The organism is Cohnella sp. SGD-V74 (genome assembly GCF_003001675.1).
Taxonomy (GTDB): domain Bacteria; phylum Bacillota; class Bacilli; order Paenibacillales; family Paenibacillaceae; genus Cohnella.
Map to the genome: position 1 here is coordinate 38,234 of NZ_PVYW01000013.1, position 19,487 is coordinate 57,720.

General features: G+C 51.3%; 18 protein-coding genes. 1 reads left to right on the plus strand and 17 read right to left on the minus strand.

The window, feature by feature from the left end; all coding sequences use genetic code 11:
• Positions 1–216: 216 nt before the first annotated feature.
• From B0G52_RS19600 to B0G52_RS19625, 6 genes are all read right to left on the minus strand, one after another.
• Positions 217–933 carry a response regulator transcription factor gene (locus B0G52_RS19600; RefSeq protein WP_094047078.1) on the minus strand — a complete coding sequence of 239 codons (717 nt, stop codon included), beginning with the start codon at positions 931–933 and terminating at the stop codon, positions 217–219.
• Position 934: 1 nt separating this feature from the next.
• The gene (locus tag B0G52_RS19605) at positions 935–2,347 is read right to left on the minus strand and encodes a sensor histidine kinase (RefSeq protein WP_158223791.1); all 1,413 of its coding nucleotides are present in this window, start codon (positions 2,345–2,347) and stop codon (positions 935–937) included.
• Between the two features lie 72 nt (positions 2,348–2,419).
• Positions 2,420–3,142, minus strand: a complete 723-nt coding sequence (locus B0G52_RS19610) for an ABC transporter permease (RefSeq protein WP_094047080.1) — start codon at positions 3,140–3,142, stop codon at positions 2,420–2,422.
• A complete protein-coding gene (locus B0G52_RS19615) occupies positions 3,139–3,864 on the minus strand; it encodes an ABC transporter ATP-binding protein (protein WP_094047081.1) in 726 nt (241 codons plus the stop codon). Before B0G52_RS19615 ends, B0G52_RS19610 begins: the two co-directional genes overlap by 4 nt.
• 30 nt (positions 3,865–3,894) lie before the next feature.
• Positions 3,895–4,869 (minus strand): hypothetical protein, encoded by a 975-nt coding sequence (locus B0G52_RS19620; RefSeq protein ID WP_094047082.1) that lies wholly within the window; start codon positions 4,867–4,869, stop codon positions 3,895–3,897.
• 144 nt (positions 4,870–5,013) lie between these two features.
• Positions 5,014–5,958, minus strand: a complete 945-nt coding sequence (locus tag B0G52_RS19625; RefSeq protein WP_094047083.1) for an alpha/beta fold hydrolase — start codon at positions 5,956–5,958, stop codon at positions 5,014–5,016.
• Between the two features lie 100 nt (positions 5,959–6,058).
• On the opposite strand from B0G52_RS19625, the gene B0G52_RS19630 reads away from it, so the two are divergent.
• Entirely contained in the window at positions 6,059–6,970 is a 912-nt protein-coding gene (locus B0G52_RS19630; protein WP_094047084.1) for a helix-turn-helix transcriptional regulator, read from the plus strand.
• A gap of 253 nt (positions 6,971–7,223) precedes the next feature.
• Here the strand turns inward: B0G52_RS19630 and B0G52_RS19635 are convergent, their stop codons facing one another.
• The 11 genes from B0G52_RS19635 to B0G52_RS19685 form a co-directional block, all read right to left on the minus strand.
• The gene (locus tag B0G52_RS19635; RefSeq protein WP_094047085.1) at positions 7,224–10,025 is read right to left on the minus strand and encodes an S-layer homology domain-containing protein; all 2,802 of its coding nucleotides are present in this window, start codon (positions 10,023–10,025) and stop codon (positions 7,224–7,226) included.
• 370 nt (positions 10,026–10,395) lie between these two features.
• Positions 10,396–10,704: an SDR family NAD(P)-dependent oxidoreductase gene (locus tag B0G52_RS19640; RefSeq protein WP_233162845.1), complete on the minus strand. Its 309-nt coding sequence runs from the start codon at positions 10,702–10,704 to the stop codon at positions 10,396–10,398.
• 32 nt (positions 10,705–10,736) lie between these two features.
• On the minus strand, positions 10,737–11,216 hold the full coding sequence (gene rlmH, locus B0G52_RS19645) for a 23S rRNA (pseudouridine(1915)-N(3))-methyltransferase RlmH (protein WP_094047086.1): 480 nt from the start codon (positions 11,214–11,216) through the stop codon (positions 10,737–10,739).
• Complete coding sequence (locus B0G52_RS19650) at positions 11,216–11,428, minus strand: YwbE family protein (RefSeq protein ID WP_094047087.1); 213 nt, start codon at positions 11,426–11,428, stop codon at positions 11,216–11,218. Before B0G52_RS19650 ends, rlmH begins: the two co-directional genes overlap by 1 nt.
• 229 nt (positions 11,429–11,657) lie before the next feature.
• A complete protein-coding gene (locus B0G52_RS19655; RefSeq protein WP_094047088.1) occupies positions 11,658–13,562 on the minus strand; it encodes a patatin-like phospholipase family protein in 1,905 nt (634 codons plus the stop codon).
• A gap of 217 nt (positions 13,563–13,779) precedes the next feature.
• Positions 13,780–15,222, minus strand: a complete 1,443-nt coding sequence (locus B0G52_RS19660; protein ID WP_094047089.1) for a HAMP domain-containing sensor histidine kinase — start codon at positions 15,220–15,222, stop codon at positions 13,780–13,782.
• On the minus strand, positions 15,212–15,889 hold the full coding sequence (locus B0G52_RS19665) for a response regulator transcription factor (protein ID WP_094047090.1): 678 nt from the start codon (positions 15,887–15,889) through the stop codon (positions 15,212–15,214). The genes B0G52_RS19660 and B0G52_RS19665 overlap by 11 nt, the downstream gene beginning before the upstream one ends.
• A gap of 2 nt (positions 15,890–15,891) precedes the next feature.
• Complete coding sequence (locus B0G52_RS19670; protein WP_094047091.1) at positions 15,892–16,260, minus strand: response regulator transcription factor; 369 nt, start codon at positions 16,258–16,260, stop codon at positions 15,892–15,894.
• A 232-nt stretch (positions 16,261–16,492) separates the two neighbouring features.
• A complete protein-coding gene (locus B0G52_RS19675; RefSeq protein WP_094047092.1) occupies positions 16,493–17,287 on the minus strand; it encodes an SDR family NAD(P)-dependent oxidoreductase in 795 nt (264 codons plus the stop codon).
• 143 nt (positions 17,288–17,430) lie between these two features.
• Entirely contained in the window at positions 17,431–18,441 is a 1,011-nt protein-coding gene (locus B0G52_RS19680; protein ID WP_094047093.1) for an AraC family transcriptional regulator, read from the minus strand.
• Positions 18,442–18,496: 55 nt separating this feature from the next.
• Positions 18,497–19,411, minus strand: a complete 915-nt coding sequence (locus B0G52_RS19685; protein WP_094047094.1) for an NAD(P)-dependent alcohol dehydrogenase — start codon at positions 19,409–19,411, stop codon at positions 18,497–18,499.
• Positions 19,412–19,487 lie beyond the last annotated feature (76 nt).

Genomic DNA, 19,487 nt, shown 5'->3' on the forward strand with positions numbered 1-19,487 from the left:
TTGCATGCACAGAGTGGACAAAATCAGATTTATTCTCCTTTTGTCAGGGTACGGACAATCGGCAAATTCGATGATGAAGACCGCGATGATTTTTATTCCTTGTTAGAAAGCGATGATGCAGGATAACTTGCACAACAGGCCGGCCTTTCAGTGTCAGGGACTGGCGATAGGCGGGCAGCCCTTATTTTCTGTTTACATCGACAGAGATATCGCCATTTACATCTTAAAGCGATATCCCGCGCCCCATACAGTCTCGATAAACTGATGCTGCGAAGGGTCCTTCTGGATTTTGTCCCGGATCTTCCCTACATGGACCGTGACCGTGGCGGTATCGCCGTAATTATCGATTCCCCAGACCTTATCCAGCAGCGCCTCCTTGGAATATACCCGATCCGGGTTTTCTGCGAGGAACAGCAGTAGATCGAATTCCTTAGTCGTCATTGTAACCTCCGCCCCGCGCATCGTCACTCGTCTTGCATCGATCTGGATCGTAAGCTCGCGAATGTTCAGCTCGCGCGACTTCCGGACATGCGAAGGGCCGATGCCTGCCGCGACACCGGTCAATCGATTATACCGTTCGAGATGCGCCTTCACCCGAGCCACGAGCTCCGTCGGGCTGAACGGCTTCGTTACATAATCATCCGCCCCTAGGCCGAGGCCCCGGATTTTGTCGATATCCTCCTTGCGGGCGGACACCATCAGTACCGGAATAAATTTTGTCTCCCGAATTCGTCGCAAAATATCAAAGCCGTCCATGCCCGGCAGCATGACGTCCAGAATGATCAGATCGTATTCTTGCTCCAGCGCCTCCTCAAGCGCTTGCCGACCGTCTGCCCGAAGGGTAACCTCGTAGCCATTCGCCTCGAGAAAATCCCGCTCCAGCTCGGCGATCGCTCGATCATCCTCAACGATTAACACTTTGCGCTTCGACATCTCACGCTCTCCCCGCTTCCTTGCTATCCCGTTTCATCGGAATGCTAACGATCACCGTCATAGATTGTCCCGGCTCGCTTCTCGCCTGAATCGTTCCGCCATGATTAACAATAATCTGCTTCACGATGGCAAGACCTAGCCCGGAGCCGGCCACATTCTGATTCCGGAAGGCATCCCCCCGATAGAAACGATCGAAGATTCGCTCCAGTTCGGCCGGGCCCATCCCGGGTCCGTTATCCGTAACCGTGAATACCCAATTTTCCAACTGCCGCCCGAAGTGCACATGGACATGGGGATCTTGCTTATCCATGAATTTTATCGAATTGCCAACGAGGTTTAGCATCACACGCTTTATCTTCTGGATATCCATCGTCACAATGTCCTCTTGCCCCGCCTCATATTCACTCGTCAGACGTACACCAGCGCGCTCGCACTCCATTTGAAGCTCGCTTATTGTCTGTCGATAGAACGACTCAAGAGGCACCGACTCCAGGTAGAACTGTTCCTGCTTGAGGTCCAGCTTCGACAATAAGAACAGATCGTCGATCATCCTGTCCATATCGAGCGCCTTGGCATAGATCACGTCGACATACTTCTTCAGCTTCTCCGGATCATCCGCGATGCCTACCCGAATCCCCTCCACATAACCCTTAATGGAGGTCAGCGGCGTCTTCAGATCATGCGAAATGTTCGAGATCAGCTCTTTGCGATTCTCCTCCAACGCCAACTGAACGTCGATTGATCGCTGCAGCTCGCTGCGCATTTTCTCATACGAGCGGATGACGCCCCCCACTTCGTTGCGCACCTTGGATTCCAGACGGAAGTTCAAGTCCCCTTCGGCAATTCGCCGGGAGCCCTGTTCGAGCTGTCGCAGCGGCCTAACGATATCTCTCGTCGTAATCCAGATCAGCGGGACGAGAATGATACCGACAAGAATCGCGATGCCAAGCAACACGAAAAACATGAATCCGCTTTTCTTGGACTCTGCCATCGTCACGTCAGTCACCAGGTAATACGTCAATGGATCTTCGATTCCTGGGAAATCGTAGGCTACCGACAGCAAGTCGCGTTCCTCCCACGCGCTCACGACGAACACGCGATCTGTTTTCGACTGAGCAGCGGCCACATCCTGCCGAAGCTGTCTCAAGAACGCTTCCCCTTCGCTGAGCTCACCGTAGCTTTCCCAGTGCTCGCCTTGCCGGACGACAAGGAAGCCCTTGAACGGCTCCAACCGTTCCCCAATAGAGGCCGCGAACTCGGGGGACGTCAGCTCCTTCGGCGCGTACCGCTCCGCATAGCGCAAATCCACGAACAGGTCGATGCCCCGAGAGAAGGCTTCATGCGGGGACTGATCCTTCACGATCCCGCTTATGAGATACGAGAGAATCGCTGTGACGATACCGATTCCAGTCATCGCAACGATAATCGCCGTCAGAATAGTGCCGAATAAATATGTTAAAATAAGCTTCAATCGAATCGACATATATCAGAGCCCTTTTCTTTGGAAGGCCAGCAAGCCCAATATAGTGCCAATGATATAGTAGGCTATCATAAATAGCAACGTTGAAACCGTCATCCCGGCATCCCCTCCGTACAGGAGCGGCTGCAGCCAATCCGAATAGTTCGTTACGAAAAACCGATTCAACTGCGGCTCAAGAAATCCCACGACGCTCATCGCCATCCACAGCACGACGCTCACTACCAGCCCAACAGCGCTGCTTCCCACCCATAAGGACACGCTGTTCGCCAATACAAGCAACAAGCCGCTGAATAAGACCGCGCCGCCAAGCTCCGCTATACCTGCTCCAAACGTGGAAGCTGCAGGCGCGCCGTGAAGAATGAAGCCTCCAATAAAGGTCGGCACGATCATACACAGAACGATTAAAGCTCCGGCCGCCCACCCCGCGAACAATTTCCCCATGAAGAGAAACTCCCGGCTAATCGGCAGCTTAAGCGCATGCTTGATTGCCCCCTTGAATTCACCGATCATAAGGTTGCTGCCGAGCGCCACCATGAGGAAAGGAAGCACGACCGCGAGCAGCAGCTCGATAGCCGTTATCGGCAGGTTGTCTGCCAATCCAAGTCGGTCGCCGATAAAAACGAAGAGAACGCCAATAATGAAGGAGAGAAGCAGCAGTGCCTTCAGCTTGCCTCCGCGGAACAGCTTGCGCAGCTCCTCCGCAGCGAGGTTATTCATCTGCGTAATCATACGGTAGCGCCACTCCTTTCCTCTGCGAGATGATGCAAATAATAGTCCTCCACACCTGCAAAAGACTCCCGGATCTGCGCGATGCCCGCCGTATGGACATGCCGCCCCTCATAAACAATGCAGGCATGCGTAATCCAATCCTCAATGTCGTGCACTTGATGCGACGACACAATGACGCTTACCCCCGTGTCGGCCACAAGGCCGCGCAGCATTGTCGAGATCTCCCGCCTGCCCTCAATGTCCATGCCGGAGAATGGCTCATCAAGCAGCAGCAGCTTGGGCCGATGGAGCAGCACACTGGCCAGCTCGATCCGCTGCTTCATGCCGGTGGAGTACTTCTTAATCTTCAAGTCCCAGTACTTGACCATGCCCACGAGCTCCAGCGTTTGCCGGATACGCGCATCGTCGACACCTGGATATAGCTTATGGTAGCACTTCAAATAGTCATATCCCGTGAGATAGAGGTACGGAGATGGCTCTCCGATCATCAACCCCATGTACGGCCTCGTCAGCTCGGGCCTGTCGGCGACGGAAGCTCCGTTCCAACTTGCTTCCCCGCGATCTGTCCCCACCCAACCGGCCATTGCCTGCAGTGCCGTCGTCTTCCCGGCGCCGTTCGGCCCCAGCAAGGCAACAACCTCACCAGCTTCCACGGTGAGGTTCAGCCCTTGGATGCCGCGACCGCCGGGGTAGACCTTCGTCAGATCGTTTACTTCGAACATGGTGCACAGTCCCCCCCGAGGTCGATTCTGTTAGCTGCGGTCGTCGTCGAACATGGCCGCGTCGAGCAATTCTACGGACTTGCCAGTAGGGTCATACGCATCCGGCGTCGTGGCATTGATGTCGCTAACGTTGCCTGCGCCTTTCAGCTCCACGCGGTGAGTGACGCCCGCCTTGTCTTTGCCGCTCACTTCAAGCTCGCCCTGCACGCCTTGCACCTCGTTATTCACATCGACCGTCATTTGCAGCCTCACATGTTCAATAGCAACGTCTTCCGTCAACTCCGGCAATTGCGCTTCCAGGTCGATCCCCTCAAGTCCTTGGAAGAAAGGAAGCCGTTTAATCTGCTCCCACTCCCCATGCGCTTCCGGCGCATGTGCACGCCCTATTTTGTCCTCGGCTGATGCCGCGTTCATCAGTAAACGCAGCGGAAGAGGAACGTCCTCCCGACTGATGTTGACCGCAATCGTCTTCGAGCCATCCGCCTGGTTCTCCACGCTGAAGTTGTCCTTCAGGTCGCCGACCAGAAAATCGAGGAGCGCTTCTTCCGCTTTGTTCATTGAGCGATCTCGGGACTTCCCCTCATCCGACCATTTGTGACGTTTGCCGGCATGCTTATCGTCCAAGTTAATCACCTGATAATGCAAATCATTCGTCCGGTCTACGAGATAGACCTTGTCGTCGCCACTGCTGTACAGGCTGGCTTGTCGTTCGACGCCCATGACCGTAAAATCGAGGTCACCGCTAACGTTGTGCTTGCTGCCCGCTTCCCCCATTTTCCCCGCGCCGTCCGCCTTCACCACCGTCTGGCCGTCAACCGTCAAGCTCAAATTTCCGTTGACCGTCGCGCTCTCGATAGCGGTCCCTGAGGCATGATTAGCTTTCAGCACCGCCTTGAATGCATCGTAGCCTGCTGTATTCGGACTATACGCGAAAGCTGTCGCCGTAAATATCGTCATGGCACCAACAGCCGCACCGATCATGATGAATTTGTTTTTCTTTTTCATTTTTCCTCGCTCCTTTAAGATTGTATGTTCTCTCGCTTACAACCTTAGTCTAAAGGAGGAGTCTAAAGTCCCTCGAAAGCAATTCGAAAAGTTTTCTAAAATCGGGGGATCGGAAAACACGAATAGCCCATCCCTACTGTCGCCCTAGGTGGCATCCTGCTGTTCCAGCCATCTCAAAATCGCTTGGTTTGTTTCTTCCGGCTTTTCTTCCATAATCCAATGACCGCAATCCAGATTAACCACTTCCACATTGGGCACAAACTCTGGCAGTCTTTCAAACTTCGGGATTAAATCACGGTCGCCATAGATCATGAGGGCGGGCTGTTGGATGACAGGGTCCACGTCCGCCAATAAGCGCCAGTTGCGGTCAAGGTTCCTGTACCAATTTAGACTACCCGTGAACCCTGACGTTTCGAAGGCGGAGACGAAAACAGCCAGTTCGCTGTCGCTCATTAAGGGCTCGCCCAGTGGTGTTTCTGCCCTGGCAAGATTGATCATCGCCATGCCTGGCTCAGGTGCTTTGAGAGGCTCGTTCTTGCGGTACAGGTTGCGAAGGAACCGGAACGTATTCTCTTCCAATACGGCGTCCGCGACACCTGGCTGTCGATTGAAATGGACAAAATAGTAGTCGCCGCCCAGTATTTGTTCCAAGAACTCGATCCAGGGTATTTCCCCGCGTTCTTGATAGGGCAAGCTCAGGTTGATCACTTTATTGACGCGGTTTGGATGCAATAGGGTCAGTCCCCAAACGACCATTGCACCCCAATCATGACCGACAAAGGTGGCGTCTTCGTATCCGTAGTGATCGAGAAGTGCGACAAGATCACCTGACAAATGTTCGATGTCATAGGCTGTGACTTCGGTCGGGCGGGATGAGTTGCCATAGCCCCGCTGGTTCGGGACGATGACATGGTAGCCTGCTGCGACAAGGGCGGGCACCTGATGGCGCCAGGAAAAAGCATGTTCAGGCCAGCCGTGGCAGAGCACAATGGGTTTTCCTGCGTTTTCTCGGCCTGCTTCAAAGACCTCGAGTTCCACACTGTTGACTGAAATAAGAATGGGCTTGGGAAAATCGATTGGATTAAACATGGAATCAAAACCTCCTTCTTGTGATACATGTAGTATAATGAACAAACGGTGACATCTTATTGTCACCGTTCTCTAATCATGTAGGAAAAAGAGGTCAATTATGGACAAAGTGGAGAGACTCATTTCGATTATCATGATCTTGCTGAAAAAAGAGCTTGTTTCTGCAACGGAATTCTCACAACTATTCAATGTTTCCAAAAGAACGATCCTTCGCGATATGGAAACATTGAGCTTATCGAACATCCCGATCTACGCTGTCACTGGGGTCCAAGGCGGCTACGGCATCATGGATGAATACAAGGTTGATAAACGCCTTTTAAGCAGTTCTGATTTACAGAATATATTAGCTGCGCTCGGCGGATTGGAACAACTCCTCCTTACTGAAGAAGTTGAAAGAACGATAAAAAAAATAGAGGCAATGGTTAGTCCATTGTCTCTGCATCGTTCTATTCAACTGTCGTTTTATGATTGGGAAGGTCGGTCCGAGATGCTCGAAACCTTAAAGACATGTCAAGAATCCATTTTAAAGAAAAGGCTGGTTTCGTTTGGGTATACAGATAAAGACGGGGCTGCAACGAATAGAATGGTCGAGCCCTATGAGCTGCATTTTAGCGAATCGAGTTGGTACTTGAAAGGATTCTGTTTACATCGACAGGAATATCGAACATTCAAGTTATCTCGGACCGATCATATTACGATTGAGGAACGCACGTTTCATCCTAGAGACGATTGGTCAGAGCAAGGACAAGAAGCAAGTTATCTACCGCAGCTCGTCACGATTAAGGCATGGATATCACCTAGCATAAAAGATCAAATCATCGAAAGATATGGTCGAAAGAGTATTGAAGACCATAATTCTGGATCTTTATTAGCAACCCTATATGTTCCTCAAAATCGTACGGGATTTCAATTATTAGCAAGCTTCGGCACGCATCTAAAAGTTGTAGAGCCCAAAACCTTTGTTGAAGACTTTCGAAATTATTTATATCAAATGATGAAGAACTATTCCTGATAAAGGTCTCGTCTCGGCATATACGACCGATTCCACATGAGTTGGGTCATTACGCGCTTCTTCATAGATTTAGCATTGAAGCTTCAACTCAATTTTTCGCCGTCACTTATGATACGGCTCAGCTTAACGGGGCTATCGGCGAAAAATGTTCTGCGCGGTACCCATCCAAGTAAACGTTTGGCTTTTGGAATGAATAAAGGAACCGCCCATGGGTCATTTCCATGATTTTTGGAACAGCTCCTTCATTGACTCCTTATTTCGTTCCCGCCAGCGTGCGCCACAGTCGCAACAGTAACGTCGTTGCTTCCGCCCTTGTAGCTGGATCCATCGGGCTGAAGCGATTACCTTCACTTCCGTGTACTAGATTTCTCTGAACAGTGCCTTGGACGTATCCTCTAGCCCAATCCGGAATATCCGCATCATCTGCAAAGGAGGTTCCTGCCTGCTCGATCTCCCATTTCATTGCCCTTGCCATCATGACGACCATCTCTGATCGGCTTACCCTGTGCAACGGTCGAAGTGTACGGTCCGGATAACCCTGCAATACGCCGTTCTCTATTGCCGTGCCCATCACATCGGTCGCCCAAGCAGGAATTCGATCCTGATCGGTGAAGAGGAGCTTGCTCCCGGCGGACTCTAAATGGATGCCTAGCGTACGTAGCAGCATGGCCACAAATTCGACTCGGGTAATATTCGCTTGAGGTTGGAAAGTCGTCTCGGACCGGCCTTCTACAATCCCTATCTCGAAGGCTTCACAAATGGAACTCTCTGCCCAATGACCCTTAATATCACGGAACGTACAGACGGGAGCTTCCGCTCCTGGTTCTACGGGTAATGCCAGACGATGAATCGTCAGGTTGTAGGTCTGGAGGACGCCGCTCTCCGCTCTAACTTTGAGTTCAAGCTCATTGTCTCCCACATCGAGCGCAACTGTTATTCCTCCAACAAGCTTGGCCTTATCTAAGGTTACAGCAGCATTCGCATCGGATGGAATCGCTTCGATCGTTACCTCGTCCGCCGTCGTTTTCACTTCATAATGGGTCGTGCCCGCCGCGAACTCTGGCGTTAATGTGAGTTCGTCTTCATCCTTCTTAACGGTAAGCTTTGCGAGATTCGCGTTGTTGGATGGCCGATAGCCGCTCCCGCTCCAGCCTGAGCTGGGCTCAACGATGCGTACCGTACGCGTTACCGGTACCGCAGCATTCCCCGCACGGTCTGTCGCATCATATTGCAAGGTATAAGTGCCAGGAACCTGATTGTTTACGCTGCCGCTAATCGTAACCGGGATGTCTTCTTCCACATCTGTTACGGTCACGCCAGGATCAGCGAAGGATGCTCCTGTTGTGAGGGTGATCGATACATCGCCTAACAGCATAATGACAGGAAGCACCGTATCCACCGTAAACTCATGCTCCGCCGATAAGCTGGTCGGATTACCGGTTGAATCCACAACGCCGGCACTTACCGTATGCAAGCCATCCGCAAGTCCGCCAGGCGGCGTCCATGACCAGCCCCCATCCTCCGCTGCCGGTACCGTTGCCGCTTCGCTTCCATCCAGATGAATGACCACCGTTACGCCTTCATCCGCCGAACCACTGATCACCGGTAAGCGGTTATTCGTGTATTCACCGTTCATTGGCGTCATGAGCGCAGGTACCGCTGGCTGTTTCCAATCTGCATATAAAAGAATATTACTGTTCAATACGATCGTATCATGAGCACTATAAGCATCCCCGCTGCCATCTGCCGCTGTATTCCATCCCTTAAATCGATAGCCTGCTCTCGTCCAATCGTGGCTTTTGTCCTGAACTTCCACTAACGATCCAGGCAAGTAGGATTGGCTGCTCAACTGTTCACTCCCCGCATCCGTACCGTTCCCGACATAAGTTACAAAGGCTTGAATTGCCCTTATGTAGGGGTATCCATCATGGTGTGGAGCTTGCATGTCCCAAACCGTATTAAAGTCCCAGCCCGGGTAGTTCAGACTGTCCTTCATTTCATCAGAAGTTAGTCCTTGCCCGCTACCCCCCGTTTGCCCCGTCTTATCCTTATCATAAAAGTTGTCGTGAACGTTTCCGCCACCGTCAATGCCAACCAAGCCGCCTACGGAAGAACCTCCTGATACTCGCCCAATCGCATAACTAAACTCGATATCTCCATCGCTATTATCCCCTACCAATCCCCCAATCGTATCGCCTTGGTATCCAAGTTCGCATATTCCGGTCACCGCTCCAGTTGCGAAACTGTTGGATATGCGTGAGTTGCCGTTATCGCCAACGAAACCGCCAACATCTTCACAGCCTGCTACGTTACCAGTTGCATAGCTGTAAGAGATATTCGTATTCTCTTGCTTACCAATAAACCCGCCAACATCAATCGGGCTGCTAACATCAACCGCAGCATAACTGTAGGATACAACCCCATTATCCATTCGTCCGCTTAAGCCGCCCACATCATTTGTACCCCTGACAATGCCGGTTGCATAACTGTTCGATATATTTGAATCGTCACTTGCCCCCGCCAGGCCGCCTACAAAATTTTGACCGTACACGCTCCCCGTAACCCCAACGTTATGAATGGTCGTGCTATTCATGCCAGCCAATATTCCTACATAATCAAGGCCCCTTACTTCAACGGCATTTATAGTGAGATTTTGTATAAAACCGCCTGTCCCTCCTACAACACCGAATAGCCCCACAGGCTGACCAGAAGAAGGGGCATGGATGACCATACCGGTAATTTTAAAATTTCTGCCGTCTAAACTCCCTGCGAATGGCGTTGTCTGATTGCCAATCGGCTCCCAAGGATGATCCGCATCGAACATACTCATATCAATATCATTATTCAAAATAAAGTGACTGTCTAAATAATCCCTTACCTTGTTTAGTTGATCTGCCGTTTCAATCTGAAAGGGGTTGCCCGTAGTTCCGTTTCCTCCTGCAAAGTCGTCTGCCGCGTATACGATCCCGCCCTTCACTAGCAACCCTGGGTAAGAACTAAACCCCAACAAAAACACAAGAAAAACGATTATAAATCGTTTTAGCATAGCGTTCATTTGCTACCCCCTAGTATAAATAAATTCGTGGGTTTCCCTTACGCACACCCACTCCATGATTTTCCACCCCGTATCATAACATTGTCCTATGAAAGAACTATAAAAGAATTATGAAAGATTCTACGTCTCAGTGATTACAGCAATACAAGTACCTCAATATTAAAGAGCCAGGCATTCCCCTAAGGTAAATGTCCTGGCTCCTTGTCGTTGCATCTCATCTTCGTATTCTTCACGTGCTTACTCACAGATTCTTTGTCCATATTGAAGCTGAATTAAGTTGTTCGATTATCTTCCACCGCTAACATTAATGGTTTCTCCTAAGATGTAATTAGAAGCATCAGATGCAAGAAATGCGATACATTCCGCAATCTCAACCAGTAGAAGAGATATTGATGATTTTACCTTGCCGTCTTGGAATCATGTGCTTTAACACCGCTTGCGAACACAAGAGGACGCTAATAATATTCAGTCTATAATTTTCTTCCCATAAATCTTCGCTAGCATCCATAAAGGCACTTTGACGAACGCCCCCGGCAGCATTGTTGACTAATACGTCTATCTTGCCGAAAACCGCAATGGCCTTTTCCACCATCTTATCGACTTGATCTTTTTGGGTAACGTCGGATTGAACGGATAATGCCTCCCCGCCTTCTTCCCTAACACGCTTTACGACTTCCAAAGCACTTTTCTCCTTAATGCAATATTTCGCCGTCACTTATGGTAGGGTTCCCCCCGAATAATTTTAAACCCCCGATAAACCTGCTCCAACAACATCACCCGCATCATCTGATGAGGGTAAGTCATTCGCCCGAACGACAGCTTCTTGTCGGCGCGGGCCAACACAGCCGGAGACAGCCCCAACGAGCCGCCAATGACGAACGTGACGGAGCCGCCGCCATAGACGGCCTGCTTGTCCAGGTGGGCGGCCAGCTGCTCGCTCGTCCATGTCTCGCCCTCGATGGCGAGGGCGACGACGTGAGCGCCGTCGCGGATCGCCGACAGGATGCGCTCGCCTTCGCGGACGCGCACCTGCTCTTCTTCCGCCGGGCTCATCGAGTCCGGCGTTTTCTCGTCCGGCAGCTCGCGAATGTCCAAGCGAGCATATGCGCCCAGCCGTTTCGCATACTCCTCAATGGCCGCTGTCCAATACTTCTCCTTTAGCCGGCCGACGCAGACTACCTGGATCTGCATTACTCCGTTCCTCCGCCGACAATATTCTGAACGCGGCCTACTTGGCCGTCCTGCAGTCGAACCTTGATCCCGTGCGGGTGTTGGGGCGAGTTCGTCAGCAGGTCCTTCACGATCCCGCGCGTCAGCTTGCCCGTTCTCTGATCCTGCTTCAGCACGATGTCCACTTCCAACCCCGGTTTTACGTCGCTGCGCAGCTTTCCGTTGCCTGCCATTCCTATCCGCTCCTGCCGTTATCGCTATTTTTTCCTATCGTACCATAAACCACATGGATCACCTACTCGACCCGTTCAACCGGATTGGCCGTCCGGCACCCGCAAAGAAGAGGACGAGAAGCTCGACGAATGGTTCGAGCAGCTTAGCCAAAACAAATAGACGGCCGAAGCCGTCGGATGACCTTCCATGAGTGTTATTCAGCCCGCGCTGAGTGGTGGATGCATAGATCTACGAAAGCTCGTTAATCTTTCTACGGATGGATTCAAGCGCTTCTTTGGTCGCCTTTTCTCCCATTTCGATATTGTAGGTGGAAGCTTTGAACGAAACCTGATTGACCGTTATTGCCGGCTTGAGGACAATATCGGCCAATTGCAATTCGTCCGTTACAATCTTCTTGCTCATGATTTCAATCGTGTTCAAAATAGACGCCACAAAGTTTTTCGGTTCGTTCAGCTGTGGTTTGCTCAGATCGACAGCGATGACGAGATCAGCTCCCATGCTCTTCGCTACCGCGACCGGCACCGGATTCACTACTGCCCCGTCGACGAATACCCGATTGTCCAGTCTATAAGGCTTAATAAACCCGGGAATCGCCGTTGAGGCGCAGATGGCGTGAGACACCCTTCCTTTATTGAACAAATAAGCCTCTCCGCTGACAGCGTCCGCGGCAACCGCCGCGAATGGAATCCGCAAATCGCCGAAATCGACGGGACCGATATATTTCTCCACAAAGCGTGCCATAGGGTGATTGCTGACCAGCGCTTTCGGCGGCAGCGTGATGTTGACCAACTGTCTCCACTTTACAGTCGGCAATACTCTCTCGAATGCGGAGATCGGCTGCCCTCCTGCGTACAATGCTCCAATAAACGCGCCGACACTCGTCCCGGCAATCATATCGATCGGAATGCCCGCTTGTTCCAACGCCTTCAAGACGCCGACATGGGCAGATCCCCTGGACGCTCCGCTTCCAAGCGCAACCCCGACCTTTGGTCTCTCCCCTGGTTCTCGGGTACCGCCGAATCTCAGATGCTTGTTAAGAATCGTCCTGCCCCCGCTCACGATGAAGGCATCTTGTACGACCCGCTTCAGCTCTTGGATATTGCCCCCGAGATAAGGATATACGCCGATCAGATGCAGCGCCTCTCTTGAGATGGCTTCCCGCGCATCGGGTGAACCCGCTTCTTCCAAGAAGGCATAAGCCAGCTCCGGAATATCGTCCGACCTCTCCCTCAGAGGAATTAATGCCACTTCCCGCATCTTCACTTTCGGCTTACTGCATGCAGTCATCAGTATTCTCGTCTCCCCGGACGACTGAATCAGCCGGTTTAGCAGCTCCGCCGGCAGCAAATCCGCATGTTCCAGTACGACAGTTCCCTCTCGCGCGGCTTGTACTTTCATTTCCCAACTATCCAGTCGAAAACGATCCCCGTCCACGCTCAATATCGGCTGCTCTGCACGGCGAGACCTCCGATGTATCTCGTAAGCGACGTGAAATTTGCCTGTACCTTTTTCCCCTACAATACACAGCGGTTCATTGCCGTTGGCCAGTTCATCAATCTGCGCATGCAGCTTATGCATAAATCGGCTGCTGCCGATCAAAGGTCCGTAGCTGAGCTGCCGTTCCAGTTCCAGTTGTCGCATGACGGCGATACTTCGCTTAAACTCCTCGTTCACCCTGTCGTTGGAATCGCGAATGCGCTCGACCATCGCTTCGATCATATGCTGACGGAAAGAAGCGCTTCGATCCATCAGAAGAAGCATCCCTTCACGCGGCATCGATACCGTCCGCACAGTTCCCACTGCTTGCACCGTAGCGCTGACAGCTTTACCGGTCAGACAGGACATCTCCCCGACAAAATGCCCCGGCTCCAGCTTGGCCACGCTTACCCTCGTATCTTTTTCCAAATACACATCCAGCGTGCCCGCCAACAAAATATGAAAGATCTCGCTCGATCGGCCCTGCTTTAACAGAATCATTCCATCGAAGTATTCATGGCTGCTTAGATGAGGAGAGATCAATTCCAAGTCCTCTTGCGCTAATTCGCCGATCAGCGGATAGGTCCGCAAGTCGGAAAATTCGATTGCGGCCGACTTGACTGCCATCGGATTAGAGCTAAGATCGTGATTATTCAACCCGGTATGCCTCACTTCGCTTCTTACATTGTTTGAACCATTATAATCTTCGATTGTGTTGATACCGTGTCAAAAAACGTCCTGAAATCACCGCTTACTGGGTTTACCGTTCCCATTTCAGGATCGTATAGCAATGGAAGGAGATAGATGCCCATTACCATTCACCTATCGATAATTGTTCGGTACGTCTCTTTTTACTCGACAAAGATAGCGGATGTTATATTTTCTGAGAGGTGAGGGCAGGTATGAGTAAAGTGAAGGTCGTGCCTTCCGGCGTGCTGTCGGACAAGATCAGATCGCCGCCGAGCGAATGCGAGATCAGCCTGCTGAAGGGAAGCCCGATGCCAAGCCCATGGACATGCACCCGCTTCCTCTCCCCGCGATAAAACGACTCAAACACCTTCCCCTGCTCCTTGGCCGGTATCCCTTCTCCCGTATCTTGAACTTCAATCCGATATTGCGACGGTTCGGAGTATAATCGAATCGTGATGGCGCCGCCCTGATGCATCGCGTCCCTTGCATTGTTTAACAAGTTCACCATGATCTGCTCCAGCCGGACCGGATCGGTCGACACTTGCCAACCGGCCTCTTCGCCCATCGTTTCCACCACGGGATAGACCGCCTTGCTCTCTTGCGCCTGCTTCCAGCGCACGGCCATCTCGTTCAGCTCCGCTCGCAGATCCACGAGTTGGTGCGTCACGGTGACCGTATTTGCGGCGAATCGATTAAAGTCCAATAAATCCTCGACCATTTTCTGAAGCCGACCCGTTTCCTTCAAACTCATTTCCAGAAATTCCTTCGCCTCTTCATCGCTCACCACTTCATCCCTCACGGCTTGGACCAAGCCGCTGATCGACGCGATAGGCGTTTTCAGTTCATGCGTCACGCCAAGAAACAGCTGATTGCGAAGCGACTCCAGATGCTCCAACCGGTCTGCCATTTCCTTAAAAGAAACCATCAACTCGTAAACTTCCTTCTCGTCATGGTTTTCGTTAATAGCGACTTGATAGTTGCCCGCAACGATTTGCTTAGCCGCGTTCGCCGCTTCCTGAATCGGTCTTAACAACCGCCGGGTTAGCGTGAACAGAATGCCCCAGCCGAAAAGAAACGCGGTAAACACAATGCATAAGCGCAAAATTCGATGCTGCAGCGGCGTAGACTTCACTACCGTTTGCTTTTGCACTAGATACGCCACATGACCGGTGGTCCCCTCCGGATTTCCGATCGGCCCGATCGCTGCCAAATAAGGCGTCTGCTCCGATTCCAGTTCCGCGATTTCGGTCTGTCCGTTCATCAGATCAGGCAGTTGCTCGACCAATTGCTCGACTTCGACTGGAACATACGAGGGATATTGCCGTGTCACACGACCGTCCAGATCCAATACAAACACGAACGATCGATCCCAGAAATCGTTCTCGTGCGCATATTGATCCAGCAGACGCCCAAGCTCCGCACCCTCCGGAAGGATGCCGCCTCGATCAGCCGCTTCGCTCGTGATATCCTGCAGCATCTGCTCCAGTCCGTTTTGTTGTTTGGTCTTCGCATCCCAATAGATCAAGAAAATCATTGCCGCGCTTGCAACCACGATACTAATGGACAGCGTAATGAAATATCGGATGGACCAGTGATAGAGCAAGCTTTTGCGCGGATTATTTGACACGGAATTGATACCCCAATCCTCTGATGGTCGCAACTTCTCCTTCTTCCATAGACCAGTCCCTCAACAATTGACGAATCCGCTTTACGGATAAGTCGACTGCTCTGTCGCTGCCGTCGTAGTCCATTCCCCACACTTCTTCGATGAGCTGCTCACGGCTTAAGATTTGGTTGGGATGCCGGGAGAAAAAGATGAGCAGATCGAAGTCCCGCGGTGTCAAAATGACGTTCCGTCCGTTAAGAACGACTTCCCGAGCGGCATAGTTGATTTTGAGTTGGCCGAATATCGCCGTATCCTCGGTCACGACGTGAGTTTGTCTTCGCAACACGGCTTGTACGCGCGCCACCACTTCCTCGCCGATGAACGGCTTGCATAAGTAGTCGTCCGCACCCTCGCGAAGCCCTCTCAAGCGTTGTTCGATATCGTCAAGGGCCGTCAGCATAATGACCGGACACGCACTGTTTTCTCTGATCGCGTTAAGAATCAACCATCCATCTTGATTAGGCAGAAGCACATCCAGAAGCACGAGTGAAGGCTTCCATTGTCTGAATACGCGGAGAGCCTCGTCACCATCGAAAACTTGTTCCACCATATATCCCGCCTTGACGAGATACGCCTTCAACACCATGGAGATGGCCAGTTCATCTTCCACAATCAGTATCTTCTTCATCGCTAGACCCGCCTTCGAAGATGTAATACCTCTTGCACGCGCGCCACGACGGCTTCCCCGACAAAGGGCTTGCAGATATACTCATCCGCACCGGCCTTTAATCCCTCTGCCTGGTGCTCGTCGCCGCTAAGCGCCGAAAGGATAATCACCGGACAGTCGCTCTGCCCTCTGATTCGTCTCAATACGGATAACCCGTCCATTCCGGGCAGCATGCGATCCAGGAGGACAAGCGCGGGCTCCTCCTGTTCGAACAATTCCAAGGCCTGATGGCCGTCATAGGCAGGCTCGACCTCGTAACCCGCTTTTTTGAGATACGCGCTTAGCACCCTGGAGATGCTCTTTTCGTCTTCGACGAGCAAGATCTTGTCCATCGCCTTCTCCTTGCTGGCGAGCCCCTATGTTTAAACCTTACTTTAACACATGCGCCGCTGTTTGCTACCAGTATAGTCTTGAATCATGTCAGCGAGATGTCGAAAATGGGACTGTCTCCTAAGGATAAGAGACAGCCCCATTGGGGCCATTAAGCGATTTAACAACTATTTGAGCAAAAAATAAAACGACACCCAAAACGGGCGCCGTTCCTAATGAGATCACCGACCAATTTCAATAAATAGTCGGCACCATTCCCCCATCCATGCGAATCGGAGAACCTTTAAATGCAGCTGCATATGGACTGCAGATAAATGCAGCCAGTCTGCCTATCTCCACAGGCTTAATAAATCGCTGTATCTCCGATTGAGGCAGATTCGTCGTCATAAACGTTTTCTCTTTTTCCTCGAACGTCATATGTTCATTCGCGTATATATTCTCAATAATTTGCTGCACATTTTCCGAGAGTGTCGGTCCCGGCATAATCGTATTAACCGTGACTTCCGTTCCTTTTGTTAATTTGGATAAGCTTTTCGACAACGATAGCAGCATTGATTTGGTCATGCAATATTGAGGCATCTGTCCTGAGGGCATAACGGCTTCTTCGCTCGCAATGAAGAGGATGCGGCCGTAACCTTTTTCCAACATTTTCGGCAGATAAAATTTAGATAAACCATTTGCGGCAAGCACATTCGTGCGAAAATATCTTTCCCATACTTCGTCGTCAACGTCCTCGTACCGCATGATTTCATAGATCCCCATACTGTTAACCAAAATATCGATATCGGGGTATTTTCTGAATAAATCCTCTCTTTGCTGAATATCCACAAGATCCGCTGCAGCATTTTGAGGAGAGGTTGCCGGGAAGGCCGACTTGATTTCGTCTACGATTCGGTCTACCTCTTCATGATTTCGTCCATTAATGAGTACGTTAACGCCTTCTTTAGCGAGCTCAATGGCAATGGCTTTGCCGATCCCTTTCGTTGATCCTGTAACTAGAGCCGTTTTATTGTTTAATCCCATATCCATGATGCATTCCTCCGAACAAGGCCGATTTGTAGTTCTGCTCAACACAGTCTTGTCCTCATATTACCTTGTCCGGATTTTGCGATAACTAGTTTGCCGCGCCATATTACTTGTTTAACGCGCCAAGTGGGTTTAGGAATGAGGGGTCAACCTGTATCTTGGTGCCGGGCACGCCAATTTGAGGGAGTATCGCCTGCCCACACACGGAAGGCGCGATAAAACGAGTTCTGATCCTCATACCCCAGCAGAAAAGCCACTTCCTTAATGCTGAGCGAAGGGTCTGCCAAATATTCTAACGCCTGCTCGTGTCGGGATTGCGTCAACAAATGTTTGAAGCTTGTGCCCTCGTCCGTAAGCCGTCGCTGCAAGGTACGGTCGCTCATCCTCAGCTCGCCGGCGACGGTCCGAATGTCGAGGCGTCCTCCCGTGAGGCTGCGCTTCATGATCCATTTGACCTTCTCGATGATGGAGCCGCTGCACTGCTGCTCATCCAATGATCGATCCAGAATGGGAGTCAAAATCTCTAGCAGCTCTTCATTATAGGAGACAAATGGACGATCCAGATCTCTTCGATGCAGCGTCAATCGATTGCCTTGCGCACCGGTTCGAATGCGACAGCCGAAGTAAGCTTCAAGATCGTGCATGTCACCCATGGGCTGAGAAAATTCGACCGACCGTGCCGTTAAAAGTTCACCTGTGCCCCGGCGGCCAAGCTCCAGAAGATAGGCAAGCGTAATCCCGACCAGAATCGGCGGACCGGACTGCTCGGTAGGCTGCCACGTAAGTTCGATTGTGCAAAACTCGCCGTTCTCGGAGATACGCAAGTTTTCCGGCGGACATAGCTTTTTATACCGCGTCATTCGAATCAGTGCGTCACGATAGTTGCGAGCATGGTATGGCGCTAAGGCGGCTGGCGGGTATTGAGCCGTTGCAAAGGCGTTCACGAGCTTAATGATGGCTCCGGCAGTATCGCCAATGTAATCGTTATAAGCCTGCCAGATAGCGAAATATTGAGCCGCGGTCACGACAGGCTCGGTCATAACGGTGAGCGGCAATCGTGCTTTGCGAGCGATGTCGGGAGCGGAAATTCCTAACTGATTTAAACCTTCCCAGAATCCTTGCGGAAACTTAATGTGGTCAGAAGCGAGAGACATCATCCTATGAATCTCCTTTAATTCAATCGCGGGGTTATTCGTACAATGAACCTGCCCCTCATTCACTCGATCTTACGGTGACAACTACATTGCCCTTCTTGCGTTTTTGTTCGACATAGCTATGGGCCTCGGGAATCTGTTCCAATGAATAGCCTCGATCGATGACCGGCTTGATTGCGCCTGCCTCAATCAGCCCTTTAAGGAAGCTTAGATCTTCAACTCGCGGCTTCTGAGACATATCTGCAGTCACCAATCTCCCATTGGACCGCAGCGCTTTCTTCCATGTCGACTTTGCGATGTTCGATATTCTTTTCCCTACGGCATCCAGGATCAAGTCATACTTGCCTTCGCTTATTGTAACATCCTGTTTCGTATAATCCATGACCCGATCGGCTCCGATCGCTCTCACCATTTCAAGGTTCGCGGTACTGCATACGCCCGTGACGTCCGCCCCGAAATATTTGGCAAGCTGCACGGCATAAGTGCCTACGCTGCCGGACGCGCCGTACACAAGAACCTTCATTCCGCTCGCGATAGATCCTTTCCTTAGAAAATTCAACGCGCTTATGCCCCCGACGGGAACGGCGGCGGCCTCCTCATAGGTCATATTGGCCGGTTTGATCGCTACGATTCCATCCTCCGGCAGGCATTTATACTCGGCATAGGCACCGAAGCGAAAACCGCACATCGCAAATACTTGGTCGCCCGTTTGGAACCGCGTCACGTCCTTGCCTGCCGCTTCGACTTCCCCAGCCAACTCGAACCCTAATACCATTACTTTTTTCGGACGCAAGAGACCGTTATACAGCCTTGCAGCGAAAGGGTCGGCCTTGCGCATGCGCCAGTCCCCCGCCGTTACCGTCGTTGCATATATTTTGACCAATATTTCATTGTCCTTGGGCGACGGCTTTGCTACCTCCTGCAGATGCAGAACATCGGGCGATCCATATTCGCTATATACAATAGCTCTCATACTTGCCCCTCCTCGTAGACCTCGGCCTTTTTTAGTGAACCCAAACAACACATGATATTGGTATTGTATAAATGAT

Bases quoted from the DNA above. Each gene is read 5' to 3' on its own strand.
- B0G52_RS19600 (WP_094047078.1), bottom strand. From the start codon at position 933: ATGTCGAAGCGCAAAGTGTTAATCGTTGAGGATGATCGAGCGATCGCC.
- B0G52_RS19605 (WP_158223791.1), bottom strand. From the start codon at position 2,347: ATGACTGGAATCGGTATCGTCACAGCGATTCTCTCGTATCTCATAAGC.
- B0G52_RS19610 (WP_094047080.1), bottom strand. From the start codon at position 3,142: ATGATTACGCAGATGAATAACCTCGCTGCGGAGGAGCTGCGCAAGCTG.
- B0G52_RS19615 (WP_094047081.1), bottom strand. From the start codon at position 3,864: ATGTTCGAAGTAAACGATCTGACGAAGGTCTACCCCGGCGGTCGCGGC.
- B0G52_RS19620 (WP_094047082.1), bottom strand. From the start codon at position 4,869: ATGAAAAAGAAAAACAAATTCATCATGATCGGTGCGGCTGTTGGTGCC.
- B0G52_RS19625 (WP_094047083.1), bottom strand. From the start codon at position 5,958: ATGTTTAATCCAATCGATTTTCCCAAGCCCATTCTTATTTCAGTCAAC.
- B0G52_RS19630 (WP_094047084.1), top strand. From the start codon at position 6,059: ATGGACAAAGTGGAGAGACTCATTTCGATTATCATGATCTTGCTGAAA.
- B0G52_RS19635 (WP_094047085.1), bottom strand. From the start codon at position 10,025: ATGAACGCTATGCTAAAACGATTTATAATCGTTTTTCTTGTGTTTTTG.
- rlmH (WP_094047086.1), bottom strand. From the start codon at position 11,216: ATGCAGATCCAGGTAGTCTGCGTCGGCCGGCTAAAGGAGAAGTATTGG.
- B0G52_RS19650 (WP_094047087.1), bottom strand. From the start codon at position 11,428: ATGGCAGGCAACGGAAAGCTGCGCAGCGACGTAAAACCGGGGTTGGAA.
- B0G52_RS19665 (WP_094047090.1), bottom strand. From the start codon at position 15,889: ATGAAGAAGATACTGATTGTGGAAGATGAACTGGCCATCTCCATGGTG.
- B0G52_RS19670 (WP_094047091.1), bottom strand. From the start codon at position 16,260: ATGGACAAGATCTTGCTCGTCGAAGACGAAAAGAGCATCTCCAGGGTG.
- B0G52_RS19675 (WP_094047092.1), bottom strand. From the start codon at position 17,287: ATGGATATGGGATTAAACAATAAAACGGCTCTAGTTACAGGATCAACG.
- B0G52_RS19680 (WP_094047093.1), bottom strand. From the start codon at position 18,441: ATGATGTCTCTCGCTTCTGACCACATTAAGTTTCCGCAAGGATTCTGG.
- B0G52_RS19685 (WP_094047094.1), bottom strand. From the start codon at position 19,411: ATGAGAGCTATTGTATATAGCGAATATGGATCGCCCGATGTTCTGCAT.